Origin of the sequence: Nocardia sp. NPDC058633, assembly GCF_042717045.1 — a bacterium.
Taxonomy (GTDB): Bacteria; Actinomycetota; Actinomycetes; order Mycobacteriales; family Mycobacteriaceae; genus Nocardia.
On sequence record NZ_JBHXRA010000037.1, the window covers coordinates 1 to 15,098 of the forward strand.

Sequence of the window (15,098 nt, forward strand, 5' to 3'; positions counted from 1 at the left end):
CAAAGCTCGAGGGCCTGAGTCCGGTGCAGTACCGGGCTCAGGCCCTCGCGGTTTAGGCTCTTACTTGGCCAGTCCAACTATCGGGGACCAGTTCAGAATCCGGAAGCGCCCCTGGTGTTGTGCTCAGGTGCGGGAAATCAGGCCTTGACGACCTGCGTGCCGCCGGCGAACTTGTCGTGCCAGCCCTGCTTGTTCGGGTCGTTGTTGATGGTGACCGCGATGTAGATCCACAGGGCGAGGGCGGCGAGCTGGCCGATGCAGGGGATCGCGTAGAGGGCGATGAAGAGGTTGCGCTTCAGCGACTGCTCGGGGGTCAGAGTCGGTGCGCCGCCGGGTGCGACCACGCGCAGGCCGAGCATCTTCTTGCCCAGCGTCTGACCGCCCTGGGTGACCTCCATGGCCACGTAGTAGCCGTAAGCCGCCAGCGAGACGATCAAACCGCTGACGAGCTGGCCGCCGGTGCCACTGCCGAGGATCACCACGAGCACGATCGAGAGCGGGATGCCCACGATCAGCTGATCGATGACTCGCGCGCCGAAGCGAGTGCCCAAGTCGGCGGGCTGCGCGCCGCCGAAGACCTGCTGCTGACCGTACTGGCCCTGCTGCGGGTAGCCCTGCTGCTGACCGTACGGGTCCTGCCCGTAGGCCGGCTGCTGCTGGCCGTAGGGGTCGGGCTGGCCGTAACCGGGCTGGGGTGCGCCGCCGTGTCCGGGCTGGCCGTACGGCTGCTGCTGTCCGTAGCCCGGCTGCGGCTGCTGCTGGCCGTAGGGATCCTGGCCGTAGCCGCCGGGCTGACCGCCCTGCGGGTACTGGTTGGGGTCGTAACCACCGCTGGTCATAATCTCAGTCCTCGTTTTGATCTTCTAGATCGGTCTATGCGTACGTTACGGACATCCCTCTGGTCGGAACAACCCGATAGACTCGAGTATCCACGGTTTCTCAGGGATGCGGGCGGGGTCGAATACTTCGCGAAGCTCTGCTGTGGATCGCGCGGAATATCCGAGCGAATCCGCGATGGCCGCCAGTACGTCCTCGGGCGGGTGACCCAGGGCTCGTTGATCTGAAAGGCTCACGGCCCCATCACGTTTGGCCAACCGTTTCCCCGCTGCGTTGAGCACGAGCGGCACGTGGGCATAGGTCGGGACGGCGAGTCCGAGCAGGTGGGCGAGATAGGCCTGGCGAGGAGTGGACGCCAGCAGATCGTCACCGCGAACCACCTGGTCAACGCCTTGAGCGGCGTCGTCGACCACAACGGTGAGGTTGTACGCGGGGATTCCGTCGCCACGACGCAGCACCAAATCGTCGACCGCGCCCCGATATCGACCGTGCAGCAGATCGGTGATCTCGTACTCGGTCACCTCCGCGCGCAATCGCACTGCGCCGGTGCGCCCCTCGGCCTGCTTGGCGGCGCGTTCGGCCTCACTGAGCTGCCGACAGGTGCCGGGGTAGGCGCCCATCGGCGCATGGGGCGCGGTGGCGGCCTGCTGGATTTCTCGTCTGGTGCAGAAACATTCATAGGTGCGTCCGGCCGCGGTGAGTGCGGCCACGGCGGCCTCGTACACCGGTAGCCGTTCGGATTGGTAGAGCACCGGGCCGTCCCAGTCGATGCCGATCGCGGCGAGGTCGTCGAGTTGGCGTTCGGCGGCGCCCGGCCGCACCCGGTCCAGATCGTCGACACGGAGCAGGAACTCGCGCCCGGAAGTGCGCGCGAAAAGCCAGGCGAGCACCGCGGTACGCAGATTTCCCACGTGCAGCTCGCCCGACGGGCTCGGCGCGTAGCGGCCCGCGCCTGGACTCGTTGGCACGCCTCGATCCTAGGTGGGCTCGTGGCACAGCCGCGTCCGCAGGCGATCCTCGGCGATGACCTCGCCGGCATCGAGCGCGGCGAGCAACCGCTGTGCGTGCGCGATCAGGCCGGCGCGGTCGACATCGTGCTGCTGGGCATTCGCCGGATAGGACCCGAGCCGCTCGCTCGCGCGGCGCAGCAGAGTACCCGCGCCTTTGGCGTTGCCGCGCTGGATGTGGGTGAGGCCGACGGCGTATTGGGCCAACCCCTGCCAGAGCATCCGCTCGGCAACCGGCCCGTTCTTCCATGCCGCCTCCAATACCTCGTGGGCATTGAATGCCAATCCGTCGTCCAGCAGTTGCTGAGCGAAGGTCAAGGTTTGCTGGGGGCCGAGCTCGAGGTCGTCGGGAATTCGCGCGACTCCGGCACTGCCGGGGGGCAGCGGTCGGCCGAGTCGGTCGCGCGGGCGGTCGTTGCGGGCACGACCTGCGGTGTCACGGTCACGGGAGATCATTCCCCCATGATCCACGCCTGCCCTCGATGGTGCTCATGTGACAGCTGAGGTGTGCGAGAAATTGACGTATCACGGACTAATCACATGGAAGTAAATCGGGATGTGTCAACGGGATCAGGAATGGGTAGGGGGTCTGGCAATGCCCCCGCAAACGTGAAGCTTCGCAAGCTTGGCAAAATAGAATGGGAAAGCAAATTCTCTTCCGCAACATTGCGGAAGACCTGCTAGTGTTTCTTCCGCGGGGGCAGCCCCCGGGGGCGGAAACGCCTCGATGCGCTGGTTCGTGCCGGTCAGTTGCGCGCGCCGTGTGGCAGTGCCTCGTGTGCCACGAAGTAACTCATCGGTCGCGCCGGATTTCGGAATGTTGCAACGATTCCAGGAGTTATCCCTCTTCTCGATGGACCACAAAGGAGCAAGTGCCGTGGAAGTTGATGTGACCGACGCTGTATGGCGGAAGAGCACCTACAGCGGACCCGATGGGAACTGCGTGGAAGTCGCCTTTCTCGCCGGCGGCGATATCGCCGTTCGTGACACCAAGGATCGCGGCCGCGGACCCGTGCTGGCCTTCGGTCCAGGGCAGTGGCGAGCCTTTCTCGCCGATGTCACCTCGGGAGAGTTCGCGCGCGGCTGACTCGCGCGATGCATCTCGAACGGTCAATACCGGCCCCGAGTCGAGCAGACTCGGGGCCTTCTCGGTGACCTCGGCGGGTTGGCCTATCGTGGCCGCATGACCACGATGGCCGCGCGTGACGCGACGATGTTCTGGCTGTCGCGCCGCACCGCCAACGACGTGTTCCTGCTCTACTCTTTCGCCGAAACCGATACCGCCACCGACGAACTCCGCGCTTTCGTCGCCGCGCGCGCCGCGCGCATTCCGGATCTGCGGATCCGGTTACAGCAGACGCCGGGTGATCTGGGCTATCCGCGCTGGGTTCCGGCCGAATTCACTTCCCAGCAATTCGTGTACCACCAGCCGGACGGCCTGTCATGGCGGGCGCTGCTCACAGATCTGGGCGAACTCCTGGGAACCGGCGTCGTCGCGACCGAATATCCCTGGCGCGTCCATGTTTTCCGGGCGGTACACGGCGCACCGCGGTCGGCGGAGCCGGTTGTGGTGGTGGTGCTGCAACTCTCGCACGCGCTGGCCGACGGAACCCGCGCCGCCGCTATCGCCCGCGCGCTGTTCGGGACAGCTGTGGATGAAACTGTTGTCCACAGCCCGCGCGCCGACCCTGTGGACAACTCGACGCATCACCTGGTCGGACCTGCCAAAACGTCTGCGCAGCCGACGGAATCCTGTGGACAACCCTGTGGATGGATCTCCGGGCGGTGGCATTCGAGAGTTGTTGGAGTGCTGCGTTTTCCCACGCAGGTGGCCGCGACGGTGTGGCGCGGGCGGGCTGCCTACCTGGCACAGCGGGAACTGGCGACTCGGACGGCCGCGGGTGAAGTACCGGCCGCCACACCCGGATTCGCGCCCTGTGTGCTGAACCCGGCGGCCGCGGTCGGCGACCACACCGTCCGCATGGTGGTGGTCGATGCGGACGCCCTTCGTATTCCGGGCAGAACCGTCACTGTTATTGCGCTGACGGCTATCTCGTGCGCGCTGACCGACTACCTGGCCGAACGCGGCGAACCACCGCAACGATTGGGCACGGCCCTACCGATGGCGCTTGCGACGCCGAGCGCGGCCCGCAACAACTATCGCGGACTGTCCATCGACCTGCGTATCGATGAACCGGACCTGTGTAGGCGTGCGAATCTCATCGCCGCCGACATCGCCTCCCGCCGCGAACGAGCGCTGAATCCGCTGCTCGCCGCCCAGGATCGAGTCGGTGAGGTGATTCCCGCTGTCCTGGCGGTACGCGATGTCGCCCGTGCCGACCTGGACAACGTGCCCGCCGCCCTCGACGGCAACACCGTCGTCTCGAGCGTCTACCGCGGCCCGGCCGACCTCGCCTTCGCGGGCGCGCCGGTCCTGTTCACCGGTGGTTTCCCCGCCTTGGGCAGCGTGATGCACCTGACCCACGGCGTCCACGGCATCGGTGACACCGTCACGCTGTCGGTGCATTCCGATGCGCGGGTGGTGCCCGACCCCGACCGATATCTGGAACTGCTCACCGAGTCGCTGGCCACGGTCGTCGCGGCGCACCGCTGAGGAACGGCCGGGTCGGTCACCGCGGCCCGGTATCTATCGAATTCGACCGGGGCCGACGCTGTTTCCCGCTCGGTGCAGCTCCGCGCCCACCGCCAGCAGCGCCGAGTGCAATGCCGTCGCCGGATCGGTCCCAGCGGCTTCGCCCTCGATCACACCGTCGATCCGGAACGGGCAGAAGTATCCGGTGCCGTTGTCACCCTGGTGGGGTCGTCCGATCTCGATGAGCGGCCCGGTCCGATGCGCGGCGGCGATCGCTGTCGCGAGGGCCGCGTCGGCCGCGCGCGGGTCGCGTCGACGGGTAGTGGGCAGCGCGGGCGCCGACTGCGCGTGCACGCGTTCGTACCAGGCGATCACTTCGAAAGATGCGGCTCGCGTACCGGTTTCGTAGTGGCCGAGTGCCGCCCTGCTGTACGGAACGCGAGTGGCCAACGCGGCCAACGACAATCCCGCCTCTTCCCGCAGACGCCGCAACCGAGCTCCGACGATGCCGTTCCCCTGCTCGCCCCGACTGGACATGGACCCATCGTAGAGAACTGTAGACGTTTGTAGACGCTTTTTGCTGTCCAAAAGGTCTTGACGGCGACCATACTTTCTCGTGGCGGCTCAGGGACCACAATACCGCGCCACCCGTGCAAGCACTGACTCGTTCGGAGGGGAACCGATGGAGATCTATCTGTGGATTGCTGTGGGACTGTTCGGGTTCGGGGCGCTGAGCCGCTACCTACTACTCGTGCCGCCGCGCGAACACCCGCGGCCGAGCGTCGCCGAGATCCGTCGGCGGCTTCAGTCCGAGCGCGAAGGTCCCGGCCACGACTCGACGTTGCCGTCGGTGCGCAACATCTCCGCGAGAAGCTTCTCGGCGTCGGACTTCTCCCGCGCCAGGACGCTCCAGCCGCGCACCAGACCGTCGGGGCCCGATTTCGTCGTCCACGAGCCGACGGCATGAGCCCCCTGGGGGTGCAGCGAGTAATAGATGGTGCCGACCGGGAACGCGATATCCATGCCGCGCACCCAGCCGGTGAGCGCCTCGCCCTCCCACACCCGCATCTCGCCACGCACCTGGACAACCGGATCAGCCTCGGGCGCGGGTGGTTCGGCGGCCGAGTCGAGCATCAGATGGTCACCCTCGTGCCGGATGGTCACCGCCGCTACCTCGACCTCGTCGGAGTGATTCGCCGGTTTCTGCCAGGCTGCCCACCAGTGACCCGCCAGGTCGACGCGGTTGTCCACGATGCCGGCCAGTTCCGCCAGCGAGACCTGCAACGCGTCGGCCAATCGGACCGCGACCGGCAGCGTCGGCGACTGCTCCTCGGACTCGTACCTGGTGATCTGGCGCGAGCTCACCCCGATCGCGGTGGCCAGCGCGGGCTGGGAGAGCCCGAGCAGCCTGCGCCGCTCCTGGATCACCTTCCCCGTCCCGGTGTTCATACAGTCATCGCCTCCATTGCCTGCCCCTCCCGTCACACCCTGCTGGACACATCCGCACCAGACCCGCCGACCTCGCGCGCCGCCACCCTCCGCTACGAAGACCACTGGCGCGCCGTACATGCCGACTGTGTGGCCGATTCTCCCATTTCTTCGCTCCAGCAGGCCCGTTTCGTGCTGACTCAGCACAACGGATGCGGGCCGCGCTGCCTACAGCACCTGGCGGCGACGGCCTACAGCACCGGATTGATCGATGACATCTGACCCTACGGCGCCGTCACGTGATCCTGGCCCGCCGAATCCACGCCCGACACGTTGACGAACTGATTGCGAGACGGCGAAGGTAGTGCGATCGCTATTACCGTCGAGGTATGAGTGTGGACCCCTTGGCGGAAGGCGACGGCGCCACAGTTCTCGAACGCCCAGGTCTGCGCCAACGGTGGTGGCGGCTGCGCAGGCCGTTCGTGTTGCCATCGCAGCGGGCCACCGCCGACAACATCGTCACCGCGCCCACCCCGCTGCGACCGATCGACCTCTCCGACGACGCCGAGGTGTCGCAGGTACTCGACCTGGCTGTGCGCGTAGGTGAGGTGGTGCTCTCCGCGGGCACCGGTGTCGGTGACACCTCGGCGCAGGTTCGCTTCATCGCCTCGACCTATGGCCTGAACAGCTGCGATATCGACGTCACCTTCGACGCGATCCGCATCTGGGCCGATCGCGGGCCCAGCCTGCCGCCGGCCAGCGATATGCGCGTGGTGAAGTACCGCTCGCTCGACTTCACGCGGTTGGCCGCGGTCGACCGGTTGACGCGTCGCATCCGCAGCCAGCTCGTCCCCGTCGACCAGGCGCACGCCGCCCTCGACGAGCTGATCTCGTCCCGGCACCCCTATCCGCGCTGGGTGTCGACAGTGGGCTGGTCGCTGTTGGCCGCGGCGATCGCGGTTCTGCTCGGTGGTGGGTTCGTCCTCGCGGCGATCAGTTTCGTGACCACCGCGGTGATCGACATGGTGAACCGGTTCCTGCATCAACTCGGGCTGCCGATGTTCTTCCAGCACATGATCGGTGGTGTCATCGCCACCATCCCGGCCATCGCGCTCGCCTCGATCAGCGACCATTGGCGCTCCGACGCGGCGCTGATCGTCGCCGCGGGTATCACGGTGCTGCTGTCGGGTCAGCAGTTGGTGGGTTCGGTGCAGGATGCCATCACCGGCGCGCCGATCACCGCGGCCGCCCGGATGCTCGAAGTGGTGATGATGACCGGCGGCATCGTGGCGGGCATCGGTCTGGCACTGCGGATTTCGACGATGATGGGGATCGCGGTGCCGGAGATCGCGGCGAGCGCGGGCCGCGACACCGAGTATCTGGCGATCAAACTGGTGGCCGGTGCGGTCGCGGCGATCGCCTTCGCGATGGCCTGTTACGCCGAGCGGCGCGCGCTGTTCGCCGCCGGACTCAGCGGTGCGGGCGGCACCATGGCCTACCTCGGTGCGCAGGACATCGGCTTCGGGCCGGTGGTGTCGGCGGGAATGGCAGCCACCGTGATCGGTCTGGCCGGTGGCCTGATGGCGCGCCGCGCGCTCACCCCGCCCCTGGTCGTCGCGGCGGCCGGCATCACGCCGCTGCTGCCGGGCCTGAAGGTGTATCGCGGGCTGTACGCGATGTTGGAGGACGAAACGCTGCTCGGTTTCGGGCAGATCCTCGGGGCCTTCGGTGTCGGGTGCGCGCTGGCCGCGGGTGTCATCCTCGGTGAATGGTTCGACCGCTTGCTGAGCCGTCGTGGTGCGCCGCGCGACTTCGATCCGTCCTTCACCAGCGACCGATGAACCAGATCCGCTCGGCGGCCCCTGCCCTCAGATCTGTACGAGGGTGCGTGGGCCGTCGGCCGCCGTGTCGGCGGGCGCCGGGTCCTGCACGCGCGGCTTGCCTGCCGCCCAGCGCATCTGGCTGCGCGCGGCCGGTGCCTCGGTAGCCGCGGGGATGACCAGCAGCGCGAGCGCGGCGCCGTTGCTGCCGACCACGTGCATGATGCGCGCGGCCTGGTCGTTACGGACTGTGCTGTCAGCGGATTCACCGGCGTTCCAGTCGAATCCGAGCCGCGCCAGCTTGCCGATCCGCGGCCCGACCGCGGTGACCAACTGGTGCAACTCGGTCATCGGCTGATCGGTTCGAGGCCACCAGGCGCCGTCGATCGGCCCGGTGGTGGCTGTGCGGTCACGCAGCATCAGCCGGATCGGCCCGGACGCGTCGCGCCCGATGCCCGTGTCAGGTGATGTATTCACTTCGTTCTTTTACTTTCTGATTTTGTGCGATCGGGCCGCTCGCGGCACCGATCGGCGCGGTCCCAACTCGGACCGGCGCGAAGGCTGAGTACCCACTGGACTGTGTCGGCACGCACATGAATGTTGGGGGCGGCGACAACGGTATATGGGTGTGGTGGGGGTCTCCCGCACCATCGGGGCTCACTCTACGGAAGCCCACTGACAGATCCACCGATTAAACGAACAGGGCCCCGACCGGCGAACCGATCAGGGCCCTGCTGTGGCGGAGGATAGGGGATTTGAACCCCTGAGGGCGTTAACCCAACCCGCGTTCCAGGCGAGCGCCATAGGCCACTAGGCGAATCCTCCGTGGAGCAGCATAGCGGGTCGTAGGGGGTCGATGCCAAACCGGCCCCCTACGACCAGGTCTGACCTGCTACTTCTTCAAAGCCGCCAGCACCTTGCGGACCTGCGTCTCGGCGGCGGTGCGCATCGCCGCCTTGTCGACCGTGCGCATCGACGACACCTCGATCTCCACCTTCACCGAGATATTGCTGTCGTGCGCGGCCACCACGATGGTGTAATCGCTGGGAATGGAGCCGTAGATGTGCTGCTCGGCGGCGTAATACGCCTCCGAGCCGAGACCGCTCACCGGGCCGTGGTCGTAATCCTTGCCGGTGGTCTTGGTGTCGTAGCCCTTCCACCGCGCGTAGTCGGACTCGGTTTCGCTCTTCGTCTTGTACTCGACCTCGAGCCCCAGGGTCGCGTCGTCGGCGTTGCGGCCCGAGTCCTTGTTCTTGGCGTCACAGTCGTAGGAACCGCCACCGATGTACTCCGACGGTCCGCGCTCGGTGTGGGTGGTGGTCTCGCGGGTGGACGCCCACTGGTTCAGCACGGTGAGGTCGACCAGGTCGCAGGCGTTCTTGCCGTCCTTGTAGACGTAGCTGCCCGCCCATTCCTCCGGATCGGCCCCGAAGGGGTTGTCATCGTCGACCCTGTTGGCCGCGAACGCGATCAGCCCGATCACGAGAACGCCCACCGCGGCGATCGCGCCACCGACGATCCACCACACCGCCTTGTTGCCCGACGACGGAGGACGCGGCGGCGCGCCCCACTGCGGCGGGGGCGCCTGATAAGCGCCCGCTTGCGGATGTACGTACGGCTGCGGCTGCGGGAACGGTTGTGGGTTAGCACCGCTCTGATAGGGCCCCGGCGGCGCGGTGTAGGGCTGGGGATTCGCACCGCTCTGATAGGGCGTGGGCGGTGCGGTGTACGGGCCTGGCGCGCCGATGTTGCCGCGCAGCACCGTCGGGTCGGCTTGCGCGGGGTTCTGGCCTGCGCCTTCGCCGGGTCGTTCCCACCACGCGACGGTGGGGTCGGACGGCGGCACACCGTCGCCGGGTGGTTGCTGATTCGGGCCGGTCACGATCGGGCCCCCCTCTCCAGTCATGGGGAACCGGAACCCCCCGCTGCCGATATCGGGTAGATCGTAGCCAGCGTCACCGTCAGCGCGGCGGTTATACGGCTGCGTACACTCGCGTATCGACCGGTCGAGTGTGGTCGTCGTCGATGGATATGAGGTGGAACACGTCGTGGCTACCGCGCGAACTCCCCGGGGCAGATGGGTCGAGGAAGGTCTGGCCGTGCTGGCCTCCGCCGGCGTCGACGCCGTGCGCGTCGAGGCGCTGGCCAAACGCATCGGCGTGACCAAGGGCGGGTTCTACGGCTATTTCGCCGACCGGGACGCACTGCTGACGGCGATGCTCGACGTGTGGGAGAACGAGGCCACCGACCAGGTGCTCGAACAGGTCGAGCACGCGGGCCTCGACCCCAAGACCAAGGCGCGGGTGGCCGGACTGCTCACCTTCTCCAGCAATCGGTTGCTCCCGATCGACCTCGCGATCCGTGACTGGGCTCGACGCGACGACGAGGTCGCCGCCCGCCTGCGCCGGGTCGACAATGCGCGGATGGCGTTGCTGCGCGAGACAATCGGCGTGTTCTGCGAAGATCCCGACGAGGTCGAAGCCAGGAGTCTGCTCGCCTTCTGCGCCTCCATCGGCAGTCACTTCCTAGCGGCCGACCACGACGGCCGCACCCGCGTCGAAGTACTCACGCGCGCCGCCGACCTGCTGTTCGAAGACCGGAATCGCACCTAGTGCGAACAACCGCTACACTGGCCGACGGATCCCGCGCGGCGAGCATCCTGTGAACTCCCCCAGGGCCGGAAGGCAGCAAGGGTCAACGGGCTCTGCCGGGTGCGCGGGGTCCCCTTTAATTTCAGGGGTCCCTCTTTCAGCCGATCGGCCTACGCACCTTCGCAGCGTGCGAGCCTGATCCGGGCCCGGATACCCCACCGATTCCGAGCAGCCGCCGGGTAACGTTGCGGATGTCAGCACGCGCGGCGTGCACCCCACCTTGCTGCTTCGAAAGGCTGCCCAGGATGCCCCGGCAAACGCAGATCGGTTTGATGAGCCACGAGGAACTCGTGTCCGAGCACGAGTCCCAGTCCGCGAACTATGCGACGCTCAAAACCGAGAAGCTCACGCTGGACCTCACCCGAGGTAAGCCCTCGCCCGAGCAACTCGACCTGTCCTCCTCGCTGCTCTCCCTGCCGGGTACCGGCGATTTCCGCGACGGGTCGGGCACCGACTGCCGCAACTACGGCGGCCTCACCGGCCTCCCGGAACTGCGCGCGATCTTCGGCGAACTGCTCGGCATCCCCGTCGAGCGACTGCTGGCGGGCAACAATGCCAGCCTCGAGATCATGCACGACATCATCGTGTTCGCGATGCTCTACGGCACCCCCGATTCCCCCCGTCGCTGGGCCGGCGACGAACCGATCAAGTGGCTGTGTCCGGCCCCCGGCTACGACCGGCACTTCGCCATCACCCAGGCCCTCGGCATCGAGATGATCACCATCCCGATGCGCCACGACGGCCCCGACACCCACGCCATCGCCACGCTGCTCGCGAACGATCCGCAGATCAAGGGCCTGTGGGCGGTGCCGAACTATTCCAATCCCACCGGGGTCGTCTACTCCGAAGAGATTGTCCGCGAACTGGTTTCGATGCCCGCCGCGGCGCCCGACTTCCGCCTGTTCTGGGACAACGCCTACGCGGTGCACCCCCTCACCGACACCGCTGCGCCCGTCGTCGACGTGCTCGGGCTGGCCGAGGCGACGGGCAACCCGAACCGTCCGCTGGTGTTCGCGTCGACCTCCAAGATCACCTTCGCCGGTGCGGGCGTGAGCTTCTTCGGAGCGTCGCAGGCCAATATCGACTGGTACCTGGCGCACGCGTCGAAGAAGAGCATCGGTCCCGACAAGCTCAATCAGCTGCGGCACCTGCGCTTCTTCACCGACGCCGAGGGCGTGCGCGAGCACATGCAGAAGCACCGCGCGCTGCTCGAACCCAAGTTCGCGCTCGTTCGCCGCATCCTCGAAGACCGTCTCGGCGCCTCGAAGGTGGCGTCGTGGACCGAACCCAAGGGCGGCTACTTCATCAGCCTCGACGTGCTCGACGGCACCGCGGCACGGGTGATCGCCCTGGCCAAGGAAGCGGGCATCGCGCTCACCGCCGCGGGCTCGGCCTTCCCGTACAGCAAGGATCCCGAGGACAAGAACATCCGCATCGCCCCCAGTTTCCCGCAGCTGCCGGAACTGGAGAAGGCGATGGACGGACTCGCGACCTGCGTGCTGCTCGCGGCGACAGAGAAGCTGCTCGACGCCTAGTTCGGCTTGTGGACCAGGGCGCCGAACAGGGTCACGGAGATGTGGATGTCCCCGCGGTCGGCGCCTGCCTGAAGATCGGTGATGAGCTGGTCGCGCTCGGCGGTGGTGATCACCCCGCGCAGCGCGGCCAGTTCCGCGATCCGGCTCACCAGCGCGCCCGCCCCGACCGTGCGATCCTGCACCAGCGCGTGGGAACCGATCTCGTCGACGACCAGTCCGGCGCCGGTGAGCAATCCGCCGAGCCTGCGCCCCGACAGCGGGTTGGTGGTCGAGGAGATCAAGGTGTCGATCACCGCGTCGACCACCCGGCGATCGCCCGGATGCACGATCGACGTCGCCCAGTCACAGTCGACCACGACCGCGCGTCCTCCCGGGCGCAGCACCCTGGCGATCTCGGCGGCGGCCCGCGCGGGTGCGGTGAGATGCTGGAAAACACGCTCGCACAGCACAGCGTCGAAGGTGTCACCGCCGAACGGCAGCCCGTAGGCGTCGCCGGAAACGAAACGCGCGCTCGACCCGTCCGCGGTCGTGCGGCGCTGCGCGGAGGCGAGCAGATTCGGATCGGGTTCCACGCCGACGGCGGTGCCCGTCGGCCCCACGGCGTCGGCGAAGGCCAATACCTCCGACCCGGTGCCGGAGCCGATGTCGAGCGCGCTCTCGCCTGCTCGCACCGCCAGCGCGCGATGACTCCACGCGCCCAGCGTGCGCATACCGGGCTGGGTGACCTCCAGGTCGTGGGCGTCGATCAGCTGATCTTTGCCCGCGCTGTCGAAGCGGTCGGGTCGGGGAATGTAGTCGGTCATGCGCACCGCCGGTGTGGGAGCTGTCCTCGAGGGCATCAGTGAATTGTGTCACGATGAATGTATGACCCGTACGCTGTGTCTCGCTCAGGAACCCGAGGCAGACGAGCTTCTCAGTACCGATGATTTCGCGCTGCTGGTCGGCATGTTGCTCGACCAGCAGTATCCGATGGAGCACGCGTTTCGTGGCCCGCGCAAGCTCGCCGACCGGATGGGCGGCTTTTCGCTGCGGCAGATCGCCGAGGCCGATCCGGCCGAATTCGAAGAGATCGCCGCGACACCGCCCGCTATTCACCGATATGGGCGGTCGATGGCGCGGCGGGCGCAAGCGTTGGCCCGATACGTGATCGAGCACTACGACGGCGAACCCGCGGGGATCTGGACGGTGGGCGACCCCGACGGGAAAGAGGTGCTGCGCAGATTGCAGGACCTGCCCGGGTTCGGTGCGCAAAAGGCCAAGATCTTCCTCGCCCTGCTCGGCAAACAGCGCGGTGTGGAACCGGCGGGCTGGCGCACGGTCGTGGGGGCATACGGCGACGACGGATCGCGGCGGTCGGTCGCCGATGTTGTCGATGCCGAAAGTCTGTCCGAGGTCAGAGAGTTCAAGAAAAAGGCGAAGGCCGAGGCCAAAGCGGCCGAAAAGTAGTTGCCTTCGTTGCTGAAATACCGCCCCGGTACATAGCGCCGACACCCCGTCGCGGGTTGCTTCGCCCATTGCGCTCCTGGGGTGGCGTTCTGACCTGCGGCGATGGTGTGCCGCGCGGCACAATTCGCCGGTTCGGCTTGGAGGGGTCCGGGTTCGGTGTTAGCTTGATTGTTATGTCCGGCAACCATCTCACCGCCCAGCGGGTCACCTATGTGACAGCCGCTCTGGGTCTGCGGTTGCCGTTGACGCGTGAACTGTGTCGTTCCTGCCACTGCGGCTGAGTCCTTTCCGGCTCGCTGGCCGCCACGTCATACGTGTAGGCAATCTCGTTGGGACAACGGGATTTCAGCAAGGAACTCCATATGTCTGCTCCCATCATCGATCGCCCCGTCCTCCGGACGGGCGCAGGTCGCCCTCGCATGTCTCGACCCGTCGTACCGCCGGAGCTGCGGCGTAGCGACAACCCCGCCGCCGCGGTGCTACGAACCGCGGTATCGGGTCCCATATCCCGTGACAATGCCGCCCGCGCAACGGGATTGAGTATTGCCACCGTGAATCGGCAAGTGGCATCGCTGCTTTCGGCGGGCCTGCTGCGCGAGCGGCCCGATCTGACCGCCGCGGGTGCTGTCGGCAGGCCCCGGGTACCGTTCGAGATCGACCACGAGGCCTACCTGACGCTGGGTATCCACATCGGTGCCGAGGCGACGAAGATCGTCGCCGCCGACCTGCGCGGCCGGATTCTCGGCGGGCTCGCCATCGCCACGCCGCAGACCGGGCAGGAATTCGCGGTCACCACCGTCGCGCGCAGCGCCACAGCGTTTCTCCAGCGGTGGCATCGGCGCACGCCGCTGTGGGCCGGCGTCGCCATCGGTGGGCGGGTGGACCCGCACAGCGGTGTCGTCGACCATCCGAAGCTGGCATGGAAGGGCGCGCCGATCGGGCAGGTGCTCGGCGAGGTGCTCGAGCTGCCGGTCTCCGTCGCACCGCATGTCGAGGCGATGGCGGCTTCGGAGCTGCTGCTGCCCACCTTCGACGCTCGCCGGCCCGAGCCCGATACCGAACTTCCCGCCGCTGCTCAGCACGGCAGCAGCCTCTACTTCTACGTCCGTGAGACCGCGGGCATCGCGGTCACTCTGGACGGGCGGGTACATACGCCGAGCAATGGGCCCGGGTCGATCGCGCACCTGCCGACCGGCTCCGATGTGCGGTGCACGTGCGGGCGGCGTGGGTGCTTGGAAGTGACCGTCGGCGATCGGGCGCTGCAAGCTCGGGCGGTGGGTCGCGGAATCATCCCGGCGCACAACGGAACCGCCGGGACGACGATCAACGATCTGTACCGGGCGGCTGAGTCGGGGTCCGATGCCGCGCGGGAATTGCTGGCCGAGCGGGCGACGATGCTCGGGCAGACCGTCGCGCTGGTTCGCGACATGCTGAACCCGGATCGGGTTGTGCTGGGCGGACAGGCGTTTACGGGCTATCGGCCCGCGCTGGGGCATGTGGCTCGGGCGTTTTCGCAGAGTACGCAGTTGGCTGCTACGGATATTCGGATCAGTGGATTCGGGGGGAAGGTGCAGGAGTTCGCCGCGGTGGTTACGTCGTTGAGTGCGCTGTATGCGGATCCGTTGGCGGCTGTTCGTCGGGTGTAGATGGGGCTGGGACTCGGGGTCGAGTAGTCCCGGACGGTTCGATGCTGTGTTTTTGGCGCGCTGGCGCGCGCGTGTCCGCGGCCCCGAGGGGCCGCGGGGGGGCCCCCCCATGGTTGGGCGTAGTGGGGGAAACAA

15 protein-coding genes, 1 tRNA gene and 1 other RNA gene are annotated in these 15,098 nt (G+C 67.3%); 8 read left to right on the forward strand and 9 right to left on the reverse strand.

Annotated elements, in window-relative coordinates:
- Positions 1-137 precede the first annotated feature (137 nt).
- From ACFWUR_RS29320 to ACFWUR_RS29330, 3 genes are read right to left on the reverse strand one after another with little or no spacing between them, the layout of a single operon-like run.
- Complete coding sequence (locus tag ACFWUR_RS29320) at positions 138-839, reverse strand: RDD family protein (RefSeq protein ID WP_378911151.1); 702 nt, start codon at positions 837-839, stop codon at positions 138-140.
- Between the two features lie 45 nt (positions 840-884).
- Positions 885-1,805 (reverse strand): tRNA glutamyl-Q(34) synthetase GluQRS, encoded by a 921-nt coding sequence (gene gluQRS / locus ACFWUR_RS29325; RefSeq protein ID WP_378911152.1) that lies wholly within the window; start codon positions 1,803-1,805, stop codon positions 885-887.
- 9 nt (positions 1,806-1,814) lie between these two features.
- Positions 1,815-2,300 (reverse strand): DUF309 domain-containing protein, encoded by a 486-nt coding sequence (locus ACFWUR_RS29330; protein ID WP_378911154.1) that lies wholly within the window; start codon positions 2,298-2,300, stop codon positions 1,815-1,817.
- A gap of 421 nt (positions 2,301-2,721) precedes the next feature.
- Between ACFWUR_RS29330 and ACFWUR_RS29335 the strand changes: the two genes are divergently transcribed.
- Both ACFWUR_RS29335 and ACFWUR_RS29340 read left to right on the forward strand, forming a co-directional pair.
- Positions 2,722-2,931, forward strand: coding sequence for a DUF397 domain-containing protein (locus ACFWUR_RS29335; protein WP_378911156.1), 210 nt, complete (start codon positions 2,722-2,724; stop codon positions 2,929-2,931).
- Positions 2,932-3,027: 96 nt separating this feature from the next.
- Positions 3,028-4,458 carry a WS/DGAT domain-containing protein gene (locus ACFWUR_RS29340; RefSeq protein ID WP_378911157.1) on the forward strand — a complete coding sequence of 477 codons (1,431 nt, stop codon included), beginning with the start codon at positions 3,028-3,030 and terminating at the stop codon, positions 4,456-4,458.
- Between the two features lie 33 nt (positions 4,459-4,491).
- Here the strand turns inward: ACFWUR_RS29340 and ACFWUR_RS29345 are convergent, their stop codons facing one another.
- On the reverse strand, positions 4,492-4,974 hold the full coding sequence (locus ACFWUR_RS29345; RefSeq protein ID WP_378911159.1) for a helix-turn-helix domain-containing protein: 483 nt from the start codon (positions 4,972-4,974) through the stop codon (positions 4,492-4,494).
- A gap of 267 nt (positions 4,975-5,241) precedes the next feature.
- Complete coding sequence (locus tag ACFWUR_RS29350; protein ID WP_378911160.1) at positions 5,242-5,886, reverse strand: helix-turn-helix domain-containing protein; 645 nt, start codon at positions 5,884-5,886, stop codon at positions 5,242-5,244.
- 368 nt (positions 5,887-6,254) lie between these two features.
- Between ACFWUR_RS29350 and ACFWUR_RS29355 the strand changes: the two genes are divergently transcribed.
- Positions 6,255-7,706, forward strand: a complete 1,452-nt coding sequence (locus ACFWUR_RS29355) for a threonine/serine exporter ThrE family protein (RefSeq protein WP_378911162.1) — start codon at positions 6,255-6,257, stop codon at positions 7,704-7,706.
- A 27-nt stretch (positions 7,707-7,733) separates the two neighbouring features.
- On the opposite strand, the gene ACFWUR_RS29360 is transcribed toward ACFWUR_RS29355, so the two are convergent.
- The 3 genes from ACFWUR_RS29360 to ACFWUR_RS29370 form a co-directional block, all read right to left on the reverse strand.
- On the reverse strand, positions 7,734-8,162 hold the full coding sequence (locus ACFWUR_RS29360) for a DUF5994 family protein (RefSeq protein ID WP_378911163.1): 429 nt from the start codon (positions 8,160-8,162) through the stop codon (positions 7,734-7,736).
- A 260-nt stretch (positions 8,163-8,422) separates the two neighbouring features.
- Positions 8,423-8,510: transfer RNA gene (locus tag ACFWUR_RS29365), tRNA-Ser, on the reverse strand.
- A 67-nt stretch (positions 8,511-8,577) separates the two neighbouring features.
- Positions 8,578-9,591, reverse strand: coding sequence for a hypothetical protein (locus tag ACFWUR_RS29370; protein WP_378911164.1), 1,014 nt, complete (start codon positions 9,589-9,591; stop codon positions 8,578-8,580).
- A 130-nt stretch (positions 9,592-9,721) separates the two neighbouring features.
- Between ACFWUR_RS29370 and ACFWUR_RS29375 the strand changes: the two genes are divergently transcribed.
- The 3 genes from ACFWUR_RS29375 to ACFWUR_RS29385 all read left to right on the forward strand — a co-directional run bounded on the left by ACFWUR_RS29375 (position 9,722) and on the right by ACFWUR_RS29385 (position 11,871).
- Positions 9,722-10,297 (forward strand): TetR/AcrR family transcriptional regulator, encoded by a 576-nt coding sequence (locus ACFWUR_RS29375; RefSeq protein WP_378911166.1) that lies wholly within the window; start codon positions 9,722-9,724, stop codon positions 10,295-10,297.
- Positions 10,298-10,320: 23 nt separating this feature from the next.
- Positions 10,321-10,415: signal recognition particle sRNA small type (ffs, locus tag ACFWUR_RS29380), an RNA gene on the forward strand.
- Positions 10,416-10,581: 166 nt separating this feature from the next.
- Positions 10,582-11,871, forward strand: coding sequence for an aminotransferase class I/II-fold pyridoxal phosphate-dependent enzyme (locus ACFWUR_RS29385; protein ID WP_378911167.1), 1,290 nt, complete (start codon positions 10,582-10,584; stop codon positions 11,869-11,871).
- Here the strand turns inward: ACFWUR_RS29385 and ACFWUR_RS29390 are convergent.
- A complete protein-coding gene (locus tag ACFWUR_RS29390; protein ID WP_378911169.1) occupies positions 11,868-12,710 on the reverse strand; it encodes a methyltransferase domain-containing protein in 843 nt (280 codons plus the stop codon). The two genes, ACFWUR_RS29385 and ACFWUR_RS29390, sit on opposite strands and share 4 nt — an antisense overlap.
- Positions 12,711-12,735: 25 nt before the next feature.
- On the opposite strand from ACFWUR_RS29390, the gene ACFWUR_RS29395 reads away from it, so the two are divergent.
- Together ACFWUR_RS29395 and ACFWUR_RS29400 are read left to right on the forward strand one after the other, a co-directional pair.
- Positions 12,736-13,317, forward strand: coding sequence for an HhH-GPD-type base excision DNA repair protein (locus ACFWUR_RS29395; protein WP_378911170.1), 582 nt, complete (start codon positions 12,736-12,738; stop codon positions 13,315-13,317).
- 362 nt (positions 13,318-13,679) lie between these two features.
- Positions 13,680-14,963, forward strand: a complete 1,284-nt coding sequence (locus ACFWUR_RS29400) for an ROK family protein (RefSeq protein ID WP_378911172.1) — start codon at positions 13,680-13,682, stop codon at positions 14,961-14,963.
- Positions 14,964-15,098: the final 135 nt, after the last annotated feature.

What these genes read in the sequence shown, in the direction of transcription:
- ACFWUR_RS29390 (WP_378911169.1), bottom strand. Translation starts at nt 12,710, where the DNA reads ATGCCCTCGAGGACAGCTCCCACACCGGCGGTGCGCATGACCGACTAC.
- ACFWUR_RS29395 (WP_378911170.1), top strand. Translation starts at nt 12,736, where the DNA reads ATGACCCGTACGCTGTGTCTCGCTCAGGAACCCGAGGCAGACGAGCTT.
- ACFWUR_RS29320 (WP_378911151.1), bottom strand. Translation starts at nt 839, where the DNA reads ATGACCAGCGGTGGTTACGACCCCAACCAGTACCCGCAGGGCGGTCAG.
- ACFWUR_RS29340 (WP_378911157.1), top strand. Translation starts at nt 3,028, where the DNA reads ATGACCACGATGGCCGCGCGTGACGCGACGATGTTCTGGCTGTCGCGC.
- ACFWUR_RS29345 (WP_378911159.1), bottom strand. Translation starts at nt 4,974, where the DNA reads ATGTCCAGTCGGGGCGAGCAGGGGAACGGCATCGTCGGAGCTCGGTTG.
- ACFWUR_RS29330 (WP_378911154.1), bottom strand. Translation starts at nt 2,300, where the DNA reads ATGATCTCCCGTGACCGTGACACCGCAGGTCGTGCCCGCAACGACCGC.
- ACFWUR_RS29385 (WP_378911167.1), top strand. Translation starts at nt 10,582, where the DNA reads ATGCCCCGGCAAACGCAGATCGGTTTGATGAGCCACGAGGAACTCGTG.
- ACFWUR_RS29370 (WP_378911164.1), bottom strand. Translation starts at nt 9,591, where the DNA reads ATGACTGGAGAGGGGGGCCCGATCGTGACCGGCCCGAATCAGCAACCA.
- ACFWUR_RS29400 (WP_378911172.1), top strand. Translation starts at nt 13,680, where the DNA reads ATGTCTGCTCCCATCATCGATCGCCCCGTCCTCCGGACGGGCGCAGGT.
- ACFWUR_RS29350 (WP_378911160.1), bottom strand. Translation starts at nt 5,886, where the DNA reads ATGAACACCGGGACGGGGAAGGTGATCCAGGAGCGGCGCAGGCTGCTC.
- ACFWUR_RS29355 (WP_378911162.1), top strand. Translation starts at nt 6,255, where the DNA reads ATGAGTGTGGACCCCTTGGCGGAAGGCGACGGCGCCACAGTTCTCGAA.